This is a genomic window from Mycobacterium sp., from assembly GCF_049673265.1.
Lineage (GTDB): Bacteria > Actinomycetota > Actinomycetes > Mycobacteriales > Mycobacteriaceae > Mycobacterium.
In genome coordinates this window covers 1-16,637 of sequence record NZ_JBATXN010000318.1, presented here as the reverse complement: position 1 = coordinate 16,637, position 16,637 = coordinate 1, and the positions used below count along the sequence as shown (strand labels likewise).

The window sequence follows — 16,637 nt, the reverse complement described above, 5'->3', positions numbered from 1 at the left end:
CCGGCTGGTCGACGACGACCGGCAGTACTACATGGACTACACCGGTACGGGCAACAGCCTCAACGTCGGCCACCCGCACACGCTGCAGCTGATCATGGACTCGCTGCGGTATTGGGTGACCGATCTGCACGTCGACGGTTTCCGATTCGACCTCGCGGCAACGCTGGCCCGCGAGTTCTACGACGTCGACCGGCTGTCAGCGTTTTTCGAACTGGTGCAACAGGATCCGACCGTCAGCCAGGTGAAGCTGATCGCCGAGCCGTGGGACGTAGGGCCGGGCGGCTACCAGGTCGGCAATTTCCCGCCGCAATGGACGGAGTGGAATGGCAAGTTCCGCGACACCGTGCGCGACTACTGGCGCGGCGAAGCAGCGACGTTGGGCGAGTTCGCTTCCCGGCTGACCGGCTCGGCCGACCTCTATGAGCACACCGCACGGCGCCCGGTGGCTTCCATCAATTTCGTCACCGCGCACGACGGGTTCACGTTACGCGACCTGGTTTCCTATAACGAGAAACACAACCAAGCCAACAAAGAAGGCAACAACGACGGCGAAAGCAACAACAAGTCGTGGAACTGCGGCATCGAAGGCCCGAGTGACGATCCGGAAGTCAATGCGTTGCGTTCCCGTCAGCAGCGCAACTTTCTCGCGACAACGCTACTGTCGCAGGGCGTTCCGATGATCTCCCACGGCGATGAACTTGGTCGCAGTCAACATGGCAACAACAACGGCTTCTGCCAAGACAACGAGATCACCTGGTTGCACTGGGATAAGGCTGACGTCGAGCTGACGGAGTTCACCCGGTCGGTATCCGCGCTGCGGGCCGCGCATCCGGTGTTTCGCCGCCGCCGGTTCTTCAAAGGGGTGCCGGTGCGCCGGCGAGGCGCAGAAGCACAACCCGATATCTCGTGGTTCAGACCCGACGGCTCCGAAATGAGCGACGACGATTGGGATTCGGGTTTCGGTAAGTCGGTCGCAGTCTATTTGAACGGCTTGGGCATCCCCGACCTCGACGCCCGCGGGCAGCGAGTGACCGACAACTCGTTCTTCCTGTGCTTCAATGCCCACCACGAACCGATCGAATTCACCTTGCCGCCACAGGAGTTCGGCCAAGCGTGGGTGACCGTGGTCGACACCTCCGCCACCACACCGAATTCAGAGGATCAGCAGCCGATTCCCGTCGGTGGCACCGTCCGGGTGGAAGCACGGGCCATGGTGGTGCTTCAAGCCGAGGGCGAGTGACCCTTCGCGAGTTAACCTTTGCGGGCTTTGACTGCCTCGGTGAGCTGCGGCGCGACCTTGAACAGGTCGCCGACCACACCGTAGTCGGCGATCTCGAAGATCGGCGCCTCTTCGTCCTTGTTGACCGCGATGATCGTCTTCGACGTCTGCATACCGGCGCGGTGCTGGATCGCTCCGGAGATGCCGAGCGCAATGTATAGCTGCGGCGAGACCGTCTTGCCGGTCTGGCCGACCTGGAACTGGCCCGGGTAGTAGCCGGAGTCGACTGCGGCGCGGGACGCGCCGACTGCGGCGCCCAGCGAGTCGGCCAATTCCTCGACCACGCTGAAGTTCTCGGCGCTGCCCACACCACGGCCACCGGAAACCACGATGGTCGCTTCGGTGAGCTCTGGCCGGTCGCCGGCGACCGCGGGTTCGCGCGCGGTGACCTTGGCGGCGTTCTCGGCGGGCTCGGGCACTTCCACGCTGACCTGCTCGCCCGCGCCGTCGGCCGGATCGGCGTCAATCGCACCGGCCCGCACGGTGATCACCGGGGTGTCGCCGTTGGCCTGCGCCTCGACGGTGAACGCGCCACCGAAGATTGAGTGGGTCGCCTTGGGCCCTTCCTTAACTTCCACCACGTCGACCAGCAGACCGGAACCGATCCGGGCGGCCAATCGGCCGGCGATCTCTTTACCGTCTGCGGTGGCCGCCAGCAAAACGGCTGCCGGACTGGCTGATTCGGCCAGCGCAGCCAGCACATCGACGGCCGGGGTGATGAGGTAGTTGTCGGCTGTGTCGGATTCGGCGACGTAGATCTTGGCGGCACCGGCCGCCTTCAACCCGTCGACGAGCGGCGCGGCGGTACCTGACTTACCAACCACGACGGCAGCCGGCTCGCCTAAAACACGTGCCGCGGTGATCAATTCGGAGCTGACCTTCTTCAAAGCGCCTTCAGCGTGCTCAGCGAGCACCAGTACTTCAGCCATGGGTTATTCGGTTTCTTTCGGTTGAAGGATGTTGAGTCTTAGATGATCTTTTGCGAGACCAGGTACTGCGCGACCTGGTTGCCGCCTTCACCCTCGTCGGCGACCTTCTCACCCGCGGTCTTGGGCGGCTTCGGCGTCGACGTCAGCACCGTCGACCCGGCGTTGCCCAGCCCGACCTCGTCGGCCTCCACACCGATCTCGGCCAGCGTCAGCTTGGTGACTTCCTTCTTCTTGGCGGCCATGATGCCCTTGAAGGACGGGAAGCGCGGCTCATTGATCTTCTCGTTCACGCTGACCACCGCGGGCAGCGAGGCCTCGAGGGTGAACAGCCCGTCGTCGGTTTCCCGCTCACCGGTGATCTTGCCGCCCTCGACAGAGAGCTTGTGCAGATGCGTCAGCTGCGGCAGGCCCAGGTACTCGGCGATGATGGCCGGCACCGCGCCACCGACGCCGTCGGTGGACTCGTTACCCGCGATCACCAGCTCGGTGCCTTCGATGGTGCCCAGCGCACGCGCCAACGCCCATCCGGTCTGAATGACGTCCGAGCCGTGCATGCCGTCGTCGAGCAGGTGGACGGCCTTGTCGGCGCCCATCGACAACGCCTTGCGGATGGCCTCCGTCGCGCGCTCCGGGCCCGCGGTCAGCACGGTCACCGATCCCTCGGTGCCGTCGGCGGCCTCTTTCTCCCGGATGAGTAGCGCCTCTTCGACGGCCCGCTCGTTGATCTCGTCCAGCACAGCGTCTGCGGCCTCACGGTCCAGCGTCCAATCGCCGTCGGTGAGCTTTCGCTCGGACCAGGTGTCTGGGACCTGCTTGATCAGGACCACGATGTTCGTCATGAGTGTCGGTCGTCCTCCTAGAAAGAGCCCTGCATGCGACAGCCGCAAGGCTTAGGTCACGGCTTATGCGACTCGCACACGCATGTTACTAGCGGGTAACTTCGTGCGGTTCGCTCTCACACCATAGCGGGTCGTCCTGCAGGTTCTTTCCCCGCATCCAGTGACCCCATTCGCTAACCGGGCGCTAAGCGATAGCCTGCCTAGGCAATGAGCACATACCACCCGCCCGCCGATCCCGTCTTGACGTTGACCGGTGAGCGCACCATCCCTGGCCTCGACGTGGAGAATTACTGGTTTCGCCGCCATGAGGTGGTCTACCAGCAGTTGGCGCTGCGCTGCGTGGGCCGCGAGGTGCTTGAGGCGGGCTGCGGGGAGGGCTATGGCGCCGACCTGATCTCTCGCCTCGCACGCCGGGTGATCGCGGTCGACTACGACGAGGCCACGGTGGCACACGTGCGGGCCCGTTACCCGCAGGTGGAGGTCCGCCACGGCAACCTGGCGCAGCTGCCGCTGCCCGATGCGTCGGTCGATGTGGTGGTCAACTTCCAAGTCATCGAACACCTGTGGGATCAGGCCCGATTCGTCAGCGAGTGCGCCAGGGTGCTGCGTCCAGCCGGGGTGTTGATGGTGTCCACGCCCAACAGGATCACGTTCTCGCCGGGCCGCGACACCCCGATCAACCCGTTTCACACCCGCGAGCTCAATGCCGACGAGCTGAGCCGGCTGCTGCTCGACGCTGGATTCGCGTTGGACGGCGTGTACGGAGTTTTTCATGGACCGCGGCTGGCAGAGATGGATGCCCGGCACGGCGGCTCGATCATCGACGCCCAGATCGCGCGGGCGGTCGCCGACGCGCCCTGGCCGGCAGAGCTGCTGGCCGACGTCGCCGCGGTCACCGCCGCGGACTTCGACATCGTCGAGGGGAATGCCCGCAATATTGATGACAGCCTGGATCTGGTCGCGATCGCGGTGCGCCCGTGACCGCGCCGACGACGATGATGCCGGCGTAGCCGGGATCAAGGAGTGGCGCAAATGACGAAGCCGTCCGGTAGCCAAGTGCCCGGTCTGTTCACCCTGGTGCTGCACACCCATCTGCCATGGCTGGCCCACCACGGCCGCTGGCCCGTTGGCGAGGAATGGCTCTACCAATCGTGGTCGGCTTCCTATTTACCGCTGCTACGGGTGCTCCGGAAGCTGGCCGGCGAGGACCGCCGTCGCCTGATCACCCTGGGCATGACGCCGGTGGTGACGGCGCAGCTCGACGACCCGTACTGCCTGGACGGGATGCACCACTGGTTGGCCAACTGGCAGCTGCGCGCCGCCGAAGCGGCCAGTATCCATCCCGGAGACGTGTCGGACAGCGCCACGTCTTGCACGCCAGAAGCGTTGCGGTCGTTTGGTGTTCGCGAGTTCGCCGAGACCGAGCAGGCCCTTGACGACTTCACCACCTGGTGGTGCCATGGCGGAAGCCCGCTGTTACGCGGGCTGATCGACGCGGGGACGGTTGAGTTGCTGGGCGGTCCGCTGGCGCATCCGTTTCAGCCGTTGCTGACACCGCGGCTGCGCGAGTTCGCCCTGCGCGAGGGCCTAGCTGATGCCCGGCAACGGCTGGCGCACAAGCCGATTGGCATCTGGGCGCCGGAGTGTGCATACGCCCCAGGGATGGAAGACGACTACGCCTCCGCCGGAGTCGGCCATTTCATGGTCGACGGGCCGTCGCTGCATGGCGATACCGCCCTCGGCCGGCCGGTCGGCAACTCCGACGTCGTCGCGTTCGGCCGCGACCTGCAAGTCAGCTACCGGGTGTGGTCGCCGAAATCCGGCTATCCCGGTCACGCCGCCTACCGCGATTTCCACACCTATGACCACCGCACCGGTCTGAAGCCCGCCCGGGTCACCGGGCGCAACGTACCTTCGAACGCCAAAGCGCCCTACGATCCCGACCGCGCCGATCGCGCAATCGATAGCCACGTCGCTGATTTCGTTGACGTGGTCCGCGGCCGGCTGCTCGCCGAATCCGAACGCATCGGACGACCGGCTCACGTGATCGCCGCGTTCGACACCGAGTTGTTCGGCCACTGGTGGTACGAGGGACCGGTGTGGCTGGAACGGGTGCTGCGAGCGCTGCCTGACGCCGGGGTTCGCGTCGGCACGCTCAGCGACGCCGTCACCGAGGGTTTCGTCGGCGAAGCCGTCGAATTACCGCCCAGCTCTTGGGGTTCCGGCAAGGACTGGCAGGTGTGGGCCGGTGACAAAGTGGCCGATCTGGTGCAACTCAACAACGAAGTCGTCGACACCGCGCTGACCACCGTCGACAAGGCGCTGGCCCAGACCGCATCCCTGGACGGGCCGATCCCCCGCGATCAGATCGCCGACCAGATTCTGCGCGAGACATTGCTTACGGTGTCCAGTGATTGGCCGTTCATGGTGAGCAAGGACTCGGCCGCTGACTACGCCCGGTACCGGGCCCATCTGCACGCCCATCCCACCCGCGAGATCGCCGGCGCGCTGGCGTCGGGCCGCCGGGAGGTCGCGCAGCGCCTGGCAGACGGCTGGAACCGCGCCGACGGGCTGTTCGGTGCGCTGGATGCACGCAGGCTGCCGCGATGAAAGTTCTGATGGTGTCGTGGGAGTACCCGCCGGTGGTGATCGGCGGGCTCGGCCGCCACGTCCATCACCTGTCGACGGCACTGGCAGCCGCCGGGCACGAGGTCGTCGTGTTGTCTCGCCGCCCGACGGGCACCGACCCGAGCACCCACCCGTTGTCGGACGAAGTCAACGAGGATGTCCGCGTCGTCGCCGCCGCACAAGACCCGCACGAGTTCACCTTCTCCCAAGACATGATGGCCTGGACGTTGGCCATGGGCCACGCCATGGTCCGCGCCGGATTGTCGATAAAGGACACTTCAAGCGACAAACCCTGGCGCCCCGACGTCGTGCACGCGCATGACTGGCTGGTCGCCCATCCGGCCATCGCGCTAGCCGAGTTTTACGACGTGCCAATGGTTTCCACGATTCACGCCACCGAGGCCGGTCGACATTCCGGATGGGTCTCCGGATCGCTGAGCAGGCAGGTGCACGCCGTCGAGTCGTGGCTAGTGCGCGAATCCGATTCGCTGATCACATGTTCGGCGTCGATGCGCGACGAGATCACCGAGCTGTTCGGACCCGGATTGGCCGAATCCACCGTCATCCGCAACGGCATCGACGCGGCGCGCTGGCCGTTCGCGACGCGCCGTCGCCGTACCGGCCCGCCGGAGCTGTTGTTCCTTGGCCGGCTGGAATACGAGAAGGGCGTGCATGACGCGATCGGGGCGCTGCCGCGGATCCGACGGGCCCATCCCGGTACCACGTTGACGATCGCCGGCGACGGGACCCAGCTGGACTGGCTCGTCGAGCAGGCCCGTAAACATCGGGTGCTCAAGGCAACCCGGTTCGTCGGACGCCTCGATCACGACGAGCTGTTGGCGGCGCTGCATCGCGCCCACGTGGCGGTGCTGCCCAGCCATTACGAGCCGTTCGGGTTGGTGGCGCTGGAGGCTGCGGCGGCGGGAACACCGTTGGTGACGTCGAACATCGGCGGGCTGGGCGAGGCGGTGATCGATGGCCAGACCGGGATGTCTTGTCCGCCACGCGATGTGACGCGGCTGGCCAAAGCGGTCCGTGCGGTGCTTGACGATCCGGTCGCTGCACAGCGCCGGGCCCGGGCCGCGCGTGAACGGCTGACCGCTGATTTCGACTGGCACACCGTCGCTGACGAGACCGCGCAGGTGTATCTGGCGGCCAAACGCCGCGAACGCCAGCCGCTGCCGCGGGTGCCCATCGTCGAGCACGCGCTGCCGGATCGCTAGCCCACGCCCGGCGACGATGCGCGCCGCGAAAGCGGCGGGCTGAGGAGCCGGGCAATCTACTCGAGCCCCGCGAGCTCGCAGGTACCGTCGATTCAATGGGACTTGTGTATTCGAGCGTGATCGACGCGCCGATCTACGAAGTGTTCGACTGGCACACCCGGCCGGGCGCCATCACCCGACTGTCGCCACCGTGGCAGCCGGTAAGGGTCGTCGCCGAAGCAGATTCGCTGCAGAACGGACGCGCTGAGCTCGGCCTTCCCGGCGGTCTGCGCTGGGTCGCCGACCATCAACCGGATGGCTACGATCCGCCCCGACGCTTCGTCGACTCGATCGGCTCCGAAGGACTGGCGTCGCTGCCGGCGCGGCTGGCGGTTCGCTGGCGGCATACCCACGAATTCGCAGAGCTCGGCGGTGAGCGCACGCGGGTGACCGACCGCGTCGACACAGCGGTGCCCGCCCGCGCGCTGCGTGCGATGTTCGCTTACCGACATCGTCAGTTGGCCGATGACATCGCAGCGCATCGACTTGCCGCCGCGCGGGGATTGACCCCGATCACGGTCGCGGTCACCGGATCGTCCGGGCTGGTCGGGTCGGCGTTGAGCGCCTTCCTGTCCACCGGCGGTCATCGGGTGATCCACCTGGTGCGCCGAACGGCGTCCAAACCTGATGAGCGGCAATGGAATCCAGATGGCCCCGACTCGGATCTGCTGAACGGCGTCGATGCGGTCATCCACCTGGCGGGCGCATCGATCGCGGGCCGGTTTACCGCGTCACACCGATCCGCGATCCGCGACAGCCGGATCGGCCCCACTCGCCGCCTGGCTGAACTGATGGCGAAATCAGCCGACGGGCCAAAGGTGTTGATCTGCGCGTCGGCGATCGGGTACTACGGCTACGACCGCGGAGACCAGACGCTCACCGAGGACAGCGAACGCGGTGATGGGTTCCTCGCCGATGTGGTCGACGACTGGGAGCGGGCCGCAACGGCCGCCGAGGGCGGCAGCGTCCGGGTGGTGCGGGTGCGCACCGGGATCGTGCAATCCCCGAGCGGCGGGACGCTGCGCCTGCTGCTGCCGCTGTTTCGCGCCGGGCTCGGTGGCCGCGTCGGCGACGGTCAACAGTGGTTCTCCTACATCGGGATCGACGACCTGGTCGACGTCTACCACCGCGGACTCTGGGACACCGCGCTGGCTGGACCGGTCAACGCGGTGGCCGTCGATCCGGTCCGCAACAGCGACTACACCAGCGCGCTAGCCAAGGTGCTGCGGCGTCCGGCGGTGTTGCCGGTACCGGCGCTGGGGCCGCGACTGCTGCTCGGCGAGCAGGGTGCTCGCGAACTCGCCTGCGCCAATCAACGGGTGCTGCCGACCCGGCTACAACAGACCGGCCACCGGTTTCGCCATCCAGCCCTCGAGCAGACGCTGCGGCATCTGCTCGGGCGCTGATCACAGGCCGCGGCGCGCCCCTCGCACGGCTGCGATGGCCCCGGCGTCACCGTCGAATTCGACGCGCCCGACATCACGTCCCGCGACGAACAACACCAACTCCTGCGGTTCGCCGGTCACTGTGACTGGATCTCCACGGCCAACCCGCGCAATCCGTCGTCCCTCGGTGGTCTGCAGCAGAACCTTGGCAGGCAGCTTCGCCAGCGTCAGGCGGCTGAGCAAACCAAGTTGGCGACTCAGCGCGGTGTTGGTCGATTCATCGAGCACCCTGGGCTGCCAGCCGTCGACGGCGCGACGCACGTCTTCGTGATGGATATACATCTCGCCGAGGTTGGCCACCGCGTCGATCAGCTTGAACGGCGAGTACACCGGCGGCCCCGAGGCGACCATTTCGAGCAGGTCGGCCCAACTGTGGGACTGCGCCGTCTGATGCTGGACCTTGGCGGTGTAACCGGCCAGGAATCCAATTGAAATTCCGGGCGTCGCGTCCAGCCGCCGTTCCCGAACCACGAGGTGAGCTGCTAGGTCACGGGTGGTCCAGCCGGTGCAAAGGGTGGGCGCGTCGGGCCCGACGTTGCGCAGGGTGTCAACAAGGGCGCTTCGTTCCCGCTGAGCCAAGGTCATGGGCGCCGCTCCTCCTCATCGCTTCGTCCCCCTCGCCTCTTCGCGGCTGGGACCCCCCACCGCATCGTCGACGGCGCGGTTTATGGCCACACGATAAGCGACTCGGGGTTGGCGAGCGAACAAGAACTTCAGTAAGTTAATGTTTAAGCTTATGAAGGGTCTCCGGCTGCGGCCACGGCGTGTTTGTCTTCGTTGTGAGGGGGTATGACCGCGTGAGCCTGACTCGTTCGAAGTGGCGACCCAATCTTTCGAGAGGGGCTGCGGTGGCCAAACTGGGTGCATTGTCGTTGGCGCCCTCCGCGGAGCCGACGGCGCTGCCCCAGGAATCCTGGTCAGACGCCGGGCAATTCGCCGAATGGCGAATCGGCGTGCGGCGTGCCGTGCTGACCCACGTCGGCCAGTTCGTGGTCAACCGATGCGCTGCCGAGTTGGATGAGGCCGGCGTCGAGGTGGCCGCCGACATCCTGCTGAACTTCCTGACCGGCGGCAAGTGCCTGCGCTCGACCTTCATGTATCTGGGGTGGCTGTCCGGCGCCGCCGACAGTGACGAGGCCCTCTACGCGTCCGCCAGCTTGGAGCTACTGCACGCCTTCGCATTGCTGCAGGACGATGTCATGGACGCTTCACCGTCGCGGCGGGGCCGGCCCGCGGCGCACGTCCAATTCAGCGACTGGCATCGAAAGCGGCGGCTATCCGGGTCGCCGCAGCGCTTCGGCGAATCGGCCGCGATCCTGCTGGGGGATCTGTGTCTGATCTGGGCCGAGCAGATGCTTCGCGAGAGCGGTGTCGAACATCGCCGGTTGGAGCTGGCACTGCCGCGTTACGACGCCATGCGCACCGAGCTGGCGCTGGGCCAATTCGCTGATCTGGCAAGCGATGTCCGCGACCTGCCCTCGATGGCAACGGTGCTGGAGGTGGCGCGCCGCAAGTCGGGCAACTACACGGTGCGCCGGCCGTTGGAGATCGGTGCGGCGATGAGCGGCGGCAGCGATCGCACCTTGCTGGGGCTGGGCCGCTATGGCACCGCCATAGGCGAAGCGTTCCAGCTGCGTGACGATTTGCTGGGCGTCTTCGGCTCCGAGGCGGTAACCGGCAAGCCCAGCGGTGGTGATCTGATCGAGCACAAGGCCACCAGCGTGGTCATCGCCGCACACCAACTGGCCGACGCGCCCACGCGCAGACAGCTCACCGAATTGATGGACGACGGTGAACTTGACGACACCGCAATCGACCGTTGGCGGACGCTGATCGTCACGACCGGCGCCGTGCAGTGGATCGAAGATTTGATCACCGACCGCGTCACGTCTGCGCGCGAGGCACTCGACGAGGTTCGGCTGGACGGGTCGGTGCATGCCGCGCTGACCAACATGGCCGCGGTATGCACGGAGCGGACCGAATGACACGGACCGTGGCGGGCCCAACCGATCGGGTGGTCGTGATCGGGGCGGGTTTCGCGGGCCTGTCCGCGGCTTTGCATCTGACCGGTCGTGGCCGCGAAGTCACGGTGGTCGAACGTGAAAGTTGGCCCGGTGGACGTGCCGGGCGGCTCGACGTCAATGGCTATCGGCTCGACACCGGACCGACGGTGCTGACGATGCCCGACATCATCGAGGAGGTATTCGCCGCCGTTGGTGAAAGCTCTTCGCAAAGACTGGATTTGCTTGCAGTAGATCCGGCCTACCGCGCGCAGTTCGCCGACGGCAGCAGCATCGACGTCCACAGCGATGCGGATCAGATGGCCACCGCGATCGAGGGATTCGCCGACGCCAGGCAGGCCGCGGGCTACCGGCAGCTACGCGACTGGCTGACCCGGTTGTACCGCACCGAATTCGACGGGTTCATCGCGAAGAACTTCGATTCCCCGTTGTCCCTGCTGAATCCGCAGCTGGCGCGGCTGGCGGCGATCGGTGGATTCCGCAACTGGGATGCCATGGTCAAGCGCCACATCAGCGACCCGCGGCTGCGACGACTGTTCACATTCCAGTCGCTGTATGCCGGTGTCGGGCCCCGGCAGGCCTTGGCGGTGTACGCGGTGATCGCCTACATGGACACCGTCTCGGGTGTGCTCTTTCCGCGCGGCGGGATACGGGCGTTGCCCGATGCGCTGGCGGCCGCCGCGACGGATGCCGGAGTGCAATTCCAGTACGGCGCCGCGGTCACCGGCCTGGAACGCGCCGGGGGTCGTGTCGCGGCGGTCCACACCGACCAGGGTCAACGCATTGCCTGCGACGCGGTGGTGTTGACCACTGAACTCCCCCAGACCTACCAGTTCCTGGGCCGCGAACCGCGCCGCATCGGCAGGCTGCGGCCGGCGCCGTCGGCGGTCGTCGTTCACATCGGTGCGCCGCGCGCGTCGTCGGCGAATCATCCACTGGCACATCACAACATCGTCTTCGGCGAGGCATGGGAAGACACCTTCACCGACATCATCCGCGACGGCCGACTGATGGGCGATCCGTCGTTGCTCGTGACCAGGCCGACGGCCAGCGACCCGAGCCTGGCCCCAGCCGACCGCGACCTGTTCTACGTCCTGGCCCCGGCACCGAACCTCACCCGCGGCGTCGTCGACTGGTCGCGGATCGGCGATGCCTACACCGACCAGCTGGTCGACATCGTCGCAACGCGACTGGCCCCGGGCCTACGCGACGGCGCCGAACTGCTGCATGTCGTCAACCCCGGTGACTGGGCCCGGCGGGGCATGATCGCCGGCACCCCCTTTGCGCTAGCGCACACATTCGCACAGACCGGGCCTTTCCGTCCGGCCAACACCGTGCGCGGCATCGACAATGCGGTGCTGGCCGGATCGTCGACCGTGCCCGGCGTCGGCGTGCCCACCGCGTTGATCTCCGGACGCCTGGCCGCCGACCGGATCACCGGCATGGTCGAGAAGTCAAAGCAAGCCGTCAACACAAAGGCCGGCCTGTCATGATCCGCAGCGAGTTGGATGCGGCGGGCATCGAAAGTCCGGAGTTACGCAGCGCGTATCAACGCTGCCGCGAAATCAACGCCGCCCACGGCCGCACGTTCTTCTTGGCTACCAGATTGCTTGCACCCGAACAACGTCCGCCAGTGCACGCGCTGTACGGCTTCGCCCGCTATGCCGACGACATCCTCGACGACTTCAACCCGGCCCTGGACACCGCGACCCGCGCGGCGCGGCTGCAGCAGCTGTCCGAGGAGTTCTTCGCGCACGGCGACCACTCAACCGAGCCCGTCCTAGCGGCGGTCAGCCACACCGCACGCCGCTACGGCATCAGCGATGACCTGTTCGACGACTTTCTGACATCCATGCGAATGGACCTGACGATCACCGACTATCCCAACCGCGCCGCGCTCAACGTGTACATGAAGGGTTCTGCGGAAGCGATTGGCCTACAGCTGCTCCCGATCTTGGGCACGATCGGCCCGACGGAGCAAGCCGCGCCGTATGCCGCAGCGCTGGGCAGGGCCTTCCAACTCACCAACTTTCTGCGAGACATCGACGAAGACCTGTCACGACAACGGGTTTATTTGCCCGCCGACGAGTTTGCCGCCTGTGGCGTCGACCGCGACCTTCTGATGTGGTGCCACAGCCACCGCAGCACCGATCACCGGGTGCGCAACGCTTTGGCCGATCAGCACGACGTTGCCCGCCAGGTCTACCGGTATGCCGCCGACGGGATCACGCTGCTGGCGCCGCGTTCCCGCGCCTGCGTGGCGACCGCGCTGACGCTGTATTCGGACATTCTCGATCGCATCGAAGAATCCGACTACGCCGTGTTCACCCGGCGCGCCACGGTGGGGAACGCACGCCGACTGCGCGTCGCCGGTAGCGGACTGCTCCGGTCATGGCGGGTGCGGCTGCTGCATCCTGCCCAATCGGATAATGATCGATCCGGTGTGGCGTGATGAATCACTGGCAATACCTGATCGTGCTTGCGGCCTGCCTGGCAATCACCTTGCCTTTGGAGCTATTCGGCGACGGCGTTTACCGGCGACTACGCTGGACAGTGCGCGCGGTGTTGCCCGTCGCAGTGGTGTTTCTGATCTGGGACGAAGTCGCGATCGGCGCGCATGTCTGGATGTATGACCGCGCCTACCTCATCGGCGCTGATATTCCGGTTCGGACGCCGGTCGAGGAGGTCTTGTTCTTCATCGTCATTCCGGTGTGTGGGCTGCTGACCTATAACGCGGTAAGCACCATCCTCGAACGGTTCAACCGGCGATGACCGGCCTGGGCTACACCGCACCAGCTGTGCTGGCGGTAGCGGGCGTCTGCCTGCTGGAGTTGATGGTGTTGCGCACCGGGCTGTTTCGTCGCCTGGCCTATTGGTTATCGATGCTGATTGTGATCGGGTTTCAGATTCTGGTAGACGGCTGGCTGACGAAGCTCAGCGCTCCGATCGTCGTGTATAACGATCGGCAGATCCTCGGTATCCGGTTTCCGTTCGACATCCCAGTCGAAGATTTTCTGTTCGGCTTCGCGTTGGTCACCGCGGTGCTGCTGCTGTGGGAACGACAACGTGAGCGTCGGTAGCACCGGTCTGCCGCGCCGCGACGTGGCTGCCGCGTTCGACGTCGGCGCGAGTGCCTACGACCGGCTAGTCGGCGCCAACCCCGGATACCATGCCCACCTTCGACTTTCGGCACGCCGCATGCGGCTACCCGGGCGCGGGCAGGGCCTGCGGCTGCTCGACGCGGGCTGTGGCACCGGCGCGTCGACGGCTGCGCTGCTCAGCGTCGCCCCGCAAGCCGAGATCATCGCCGTCGACGCGTCACGCGGAATGCTCGACGAAGCACAGGCCAAAGCATGGCCATCATCCGTCCGGTTCGTGCACTCCCCCATCGAGGAGGCCGCCGACAATGGCGTCACCGGACCGTTCGACGGGATTCTGGCCGCCTATCTGATCCGCAACCTGTCGGACCCCGATGCTCAACTGCGCGCTTTTCGCGACCTGCTGCGGCCGGGCGCGCCGTTGGCGGTCCACGAGTATTCGGTGCGCGATTCCCGGGCCGCGATCGGGATCTGGCATGCGGTGTGTTGGGGCATCATCATTCCGTCCGGCTGGCGGCAAACCCGCGACGCGACGCTTTACCGCCATTTGTGGCGCAGCGTGCTGACTTTCGACGGCGTGCGGCAATTCCGACGGCGGCTGCGCGACGCGGGGTTCGCCGCGGTGCGCAGCGAAACCATGTCCGGATGGGAAACCAACATCCTGCACACCTTCCTCGGAGACGCCCCGCGATGACCGACCGTCGCCGCCAGACGCACCCGGCACCACGAGGCCTGTCCAGCGCCGAAGCGCTGTCGTCTCGGCCGCGAGTAGTCGTTGTCGGCGCCGGAATCGCGGGCCTTGCCGCCGCGACGGGCCTGGCCGAACGCGGAATCAGCGTCGACATCATCGAACGGGAGGACTATCTGGGCGGGCGGGTCGGTGCCTGGCGGGAGCAATACCGCGGGATCGAGGTGGGCATGAACCGCGGCTTCCACGCTTTCTTCCGGCAGTACTACAACCTGCGGTCGCTGCTGCGTCGCGTCGACCCACAGCTATCGATGCTCATGCCGGTCGACGATTACCCGCTGATCGACGGCGCCGGCAGACGCGATAGCTTCCGGGGCTTGCCACGCACGCCGCCGTGGAACGCGCTGGCATTCGCGTTGCGCAGCCCCACCTTTCGGCTACGCGACCTGGCCAGGATTGACACACGCGCCGCCGCGCCGCTGGCCGCGGTGTCGCTACCCGAGGTCTATCACCGCCTCGATCACATCGATGCCGATACCTTTCTGAAGAGCCTCAATTTTCCCGAGGCGGCGCGCCATCTCGCTTTCGAGGTCTTCTCGCGCAGCTTCTTCGCTATTCCGAGCCAGCTGTCGGCCGCTGAGCTGGCCACCATGTTCCACATCTACTTCCTCGGCTCCAGCGAGGGTCTGCTCTTCGACGTCGCCAACGCCAACTACGACACCGCACTGTGGCATCCGCTGCGGCAGTATTTGACCGAGCTCGGGGTGCGCTTCCACACAGGCACCGCGGTGGCAAGCATTGGCGCCGGCGACACGCACAGGTTTCGCGTCCGGACCGATGCATGTGAGAATCTGGATGCCGACGCCGTCGTGCTGGCCGCCGATGTGACCGGCCTACAGCGGATTATCGCGGCATCGCCGGGCCTTGGCGACCAATCCTGGCGGGCACGGATAGCGCGGCTGCGCACCGCGCCGCCGTTCGTGGTGCACCGGTTGTGGCTCGACCGGCCGGTCGCCGCCGATCGGCCCGCGTTTCTGGGCACCGCCGGCCACGAACCGTTGGACAATATCAGCATCCTCGATCGCTACGAACGGCAGGCCGTCGGTTGGGCAAGGCAATACCACGGCGCTGTCGTCGAATTGCATTCGTATGCTCTGGAATCCGCAGCGCCCGAAAGAAATATGGTCGAGCGCTTGCATGAGATATATCCGGAAACCGCTAGCGCACAAGTGCTTTACGAAAGGGTCCTGCATCACCGCGACTGCCCGCTTTTCGCACCCGGCACCTATGCGCATCGTCCCGCCGTGACCACACCGTTGCCGGGTCTGCTGCTGGCAGGCGACGGAATCCGCATCGATCTACCGGTGGCACTGATGGAGCGTGCAGCCACCACCGGGTGGTCAGCTGCCAACCAGATATTGGCGCAGTGGGGGCTTGCCGGTCATGCCCTGTCTAGCGTTCCCACCCAAGGCCGCTCGGCGGTGCTGCGCTTTCTTGCCGGACGAGAAAGGCTCGCCGGGCGATGACTATCGGTGAATATATGCGCAGACACTGGCCGAAAGATTGGCCACTGCAGGCTATCCCGCCGCTGGCGTGGACCGGTCAGCGCCCGACCTATCTCGATGCCCAGCCCTCCATCATCAGCGCGGCGCTGGACCGATCACAGCGCAGGCCGACGGGCAACTGGTATGTCTTCGCCGCGAGCCGCGACGTGCGGACCGACCGGCCGCTAGGCACGCAGGTTGCCGGCGTCGAACTGGTCGCCTGGCGCGATCACCGCGGCCGACTACGCGTCGGCCCGCGCAGTTGCCCGCACCTCGGCGCCGACCTCGCTACCGCAGCTGTGCATAACGGCACGTTGATCTGCCGGTGGCATGGTCTGTGCCTCGACGGCAACACGCCCGAATTCGGTTGGACGCCAGTGCCCAGTCACGACGACGGGGTACTGGCGTGGGTGCGGCTGGACGCCGTGGGTGGCGAGACGCCGCTCGATGAGCCGGTGATTGCGGTCCGGCCGGCCGGCGACACACTGCACGCTGTCACGCGCCTAGTGGGTGCGTGCGAGCCCGAGGACATCATCGCCAATCGGTTAGATCCATGGCACGGCGCGTGGTATCACCCCTACTCGTTCACCCGGTTAGAGGTGCTGACTACTCCGACCGAGGAGGCGGACCGATTCCTGATCGCGGTGACGTTCCGCGTCGGCCGCGTCGGAGTGCCCACCGTCGCGGAATTCACCAGCCCGGAGGCACGGACCATCGTGATGCGCATCGTGGACGGTGAAGGAACCGGCAGCGTCGTCGAAACCCACGCCACGCCAATCCGTTTAGGTGCTGACAACCGCCCGCGCACCGCGGTCATCGAAGCCGTCGTCGCCCATTCCGAACGGACCGGGTTCAAGCGGGCCCGCCGCGCCGCGCCCCTACTTTCCGGACTGATGCGCTTGGC

At 66.2% G+C, this 16,637-nt stretch carries 16 protein-coding genes and 1 pseudogene; 13 read left to right on the top strand and 4 right to left on the bottom strand.

The annotated features are described in order from the left end of the window. The coding region (locus WBF82_RS11310) for a glycogen debranching protein (RefSeq protein WP_424383124.1) at positions 1-1,240 on the top strand (1,240 nt) is incomplete at its 5' end. Positions 1,241-1,251: 11 nt separating this feature from the next. Here the strand turns inward: WBF82_RS11310 and WBF82_RS11305 are convergent. Both WBF82_RS11305 and WBF82_RS11300 read right to left on the bottom strand, forming a co-directional pair. Then, a complete protein-coding gene (locus WBF82_RS11305) occupies positions 1,252-2,208 on the bottom strand; it encodes an electron transfer flavoprotein subunit alpha/FixB family protein (protein WP_424383123.1) in 957 nt (318 codons plus the stop codon). Between the two features lie 38 nt (positions 2,209-2,246). Next, a complete protein-coding gene (locus tag WBF82_RS11300; protein WP_424383122.1) occupies positions 2,247-3,047 on the bottom strand; it encodes an electron transfer flavoprotein subunit beta/FixA family protein in 801 nt (266 codons plus the stop codon). A 207-nt stretch (positions 3,048-3,254) separates the two neighbouring features. Between WBF82_RS11300 and WBF82_RS11295 the strand changes: the two genes are divergently transcribed. The 4 genes from WBF82_RS11295 (at position 3,255) to WBF82_RS11280 (ending at position 8,343) form a co-directional block, all read left to right on the top strand. Next, positions 3,255-4,028, top strand: a complete 774-nt coding sequence (locus WBF82_RS11295) for a class I SAM-dependent methyltransferase (RefSeq protein WP_424383121.1) — start codon at positions 3,255-3,257, stop codon at positions 4,026-4,028. A gap of 51 nt (positions 4,029-4,079) precedes the next feature. Next, positions 4,080-5,657 (top strand): 1,4-alpha-glucan branching protein domain-containing protein, encoded by a 1,578-nt coding sequence (locus WBF82_RS11290; protein ID WP_424383120.1) that lies wholly within the window; start codon positions 4,080-4,082, stop codon positions 5,655-5,657. Continuing rightward, complete coding sequence (locus WBF82_RS11285; protein WP_424383119.1) at positions 5,654-6,898, top strand: glycosyltransferase family 4 protein; 1,245 nt, start codon at positions 5,654-5,656, stop codon at positions 6,896-6,898. The genes WBF82_RS11290 and WBF82_RS11285 overlap by 4 nt, the downstream gene beginning before the upstream one ends. 95 nt (positions 6,899-6,993) lie before the next feature. Continuing rightward, on the top strand, positions 6,994-8,343 hold the full coding sequence (locus WBF82_RS11280; protein ID WP_424383118.1) for a TIGR01777 family oxidoreductase: 1,350 nt from the start codon (positions 6,994-6,996) through the stop codon (positions 8,341-8,343). On the opposite strand, the gene WBF82_RS11275 is transcribed toward WBF82_RS11280, so the two are convergent. Together WBF82_RS11275 and WBF82_RS11270 are read right to left on the bottom strand one after the other, a co-directional pair. Then, positions 8,344-8,967 carry a TIGR03085 family metal-binding protein gene (locus WBF82_RS11275; RefSeq protein WP_424383117.1) on the bottom strand — a complete coding sequence of 208 codons (624 nt, stop codon included), beginning with the start codon at positions 8,965-8,967 and terminating at the stop codon, positions 8,344-8,346. Next, positions 8,964-9,048, bottom strand: a pseudogene (locus WBF82_RS11270) (hypothetical protein); the annotation flags it as partial. The gene WBF82_RS11275 and the pseudogene WBF82_RS11270, both read right to left, overlap by 4 nt. 191 nt (positions 9,049-9,239) lie before the next feature. Here WBF82_RS11270 and WBF82_RS11265 point away from each other — a divergent pair. The 8 genes from WBF82_RS11265 to WBF82_RS11230 form a co-directional block, all read left to right on the top strand. Next, positions 9,240-10,367, top strand: coding sequence for a polyprenyl synthetase family protein (locus WBF82_RS11265; protein WP_424383125.1), 1,128 nt, complete (start codon positions 9,240-9,242; stop codon positions 10,365-10,367). Next, on the top strand, positions 10,364-11,896 hold the full coding sequence (gene crtI, locus WBF82_RS11260) for a phytoene desaturase family protein (protein ID WP_424383116.1): 1,533 nt from the start codon (positions 10,364-10,366) through the stop codon (positions 11,894-11,896). The genes WBF82_RS11265 and crtI overlap by 4 nt, the downstream gene beginning before the upstream one ends. Next, positions 11,893-12,855, top strand: a complete 963-nt coding sequence (locus WBF82_RS11255) for a phytoene/squalene synthase family protein (RefSeq protein ID WP_424383115.1) — start codon at positions 11,893-11,895, stop codon at positions 12,853-12,855. The genes crtI and WBF82_RS11255 overlap by 4 nt, the downstream gene beginning before the upstream one ends. Next, entirely contained in the window at positions 12,852-13,175 is a 324-nt protein-coding gene (locus tag WBF82_RS11250; protein ID WP_424383114.1) for a lycopene cyclase domain-containing protein, read from the top strand. Before WBF82_RS11255 ends, WBF82_RS11250 begins: the two co-directional genes overlap by 4 nt. Next, positions 13,172-13,483 (top strand): lycopene cyclase domain-containing protein, encoded by a 312-nt coding sequence (locus tag WBF82_RS11245; RefSeq protein ID WP_424383113.1) that lies wholly within the window; start codon positions 13,172-13,174, stop codon positions 13,481-13,483. Before WBF82_RS11250 ends, WBF82_RS11245 begins: the two co-directional genes overlap by 4 nt. Then, positions 13,470-14,195: a class I SAM-dependent methyltransferase gene (locus WBF82_RS11240; RefSeq protein WP_424383112.1), complete on the top strand. Its 726-nt coding sequence runs from the start codon at positions 13,470-13,472 to the stop codon at positions 14,193-14,195. The genes WBF82_RS11245 and WBF82_RS11240 overlap by 14 nt, the downstream gene beginning before the upstream one ends. Beyond that, positions 14,192-15,715: an FAD-dependent oxidoreductase gene (locus WBF82_RS11235; RefSeq protein WP_424383111.1), complete on the top strand. Its 1,524-nt coding sequence runs from the start codon at positions 14,192-14,194 to the stop codon at positions 15,713-15,715. Before WBF82_RS11240 ends, WBF82_RS11235 begins: the two co-directional genes overlap by 4 nt. Then, positions 15,712-16,637: DUF5914 domain-containing protein (locus WBF82_RS11230; protein ID WP_424383110.1), on the top strand; the 926-nt coding region annotated here is incomplete at its 3' end. The genes WBF82_RS11235 and WBF82_RS11230, both read left to right, overlap by 4 nt.

What these genes read in the sequence shown, in the direction of transcription:
- WBF82_RS11295 (WP_424383121.1), top strand. Translation starts at nt 3,255, where the DNA reads ATGAGCACATACCACCCGCCCGCCGATCCCGTCTTGACGTTGACCGGT.
- WBF82_RS11290 (WP_424383120.1), top strand. Translation starts at nt 4,080, where the DNA reads ATGACGAAGCCGTCCGGTAGCCAAGTGCCCGGTCTGTTCACCCTGGTG.
- WBF82_RS11280 (WP_424383118.1), top strand. Translation starts at nt 6,994, where the DNA reads ATGGGACTTGTGTATTCGAGCGTGATCGACGCGCCGATCTACGAAGTG.
- WBF82_RS11255 (WP_424383115.1), top strand. Translation starts at nt 11,893, where the DNA reads ATGATCCGCAGCGAGTTGGATGCGGCGGGCATCGAAAGTCCGGAGTTA.
- WBF82_RS11285 (WP_424383119.1), top strand. Translation starts at nt 5,654, where the DNA reads ATGAAAGTTCTGATGGTGTCGTGGGAGTACCCGCCGGTGGTGATCGGC.
- WBF82_RS11235 (WP_424383111.1), top strand. Translation starts at nt 14,192, where the DNA reads ATGACCGACCGTCGCCGCCAGACGCACCCGGCACCACGAGGCCTGTCC.
- crtI (WP_424383116.1), top strand. Translation starts at nt 10,364, where the DNA reads ATGACACGGACCGTGGCGGGCCCAACCGATCGGGTGGTCGTGATCGGG.
- WBF82_RS11305 (WP_424383123.1), bottom strand. Translation starts at nt 2,208, where the DNA reads ATGGCTGAAGTACTGGTGCTCGCTGAGCACGCTGAAGGCGCTTTGAAG.
- WBF82_RS11300 (WP_424383122.1), bottom strand. Translation starts at nt 3,047, where the DNA reads ATGACGAACATCGTGGTCCTGATCAAGCAGGTCCCAGACACCTGGTCC.
- WBF82_RS11275 (WP_424383117.1), bottom strand. Translation starts at nt 8,967, where the DNA reads ATGACCTTGGCTCAGCGGGAACGAAGCGCCCTTGTTGACACCCTGCGC.
- WBF82_RS11245 (WP_424383113.1), top strand. Translation starts at nt 13,172, where the DNA reads ATGACCGGCCTGGGCTACACCGCACCAGCTGTGCTGGCGGTAGCGGGC.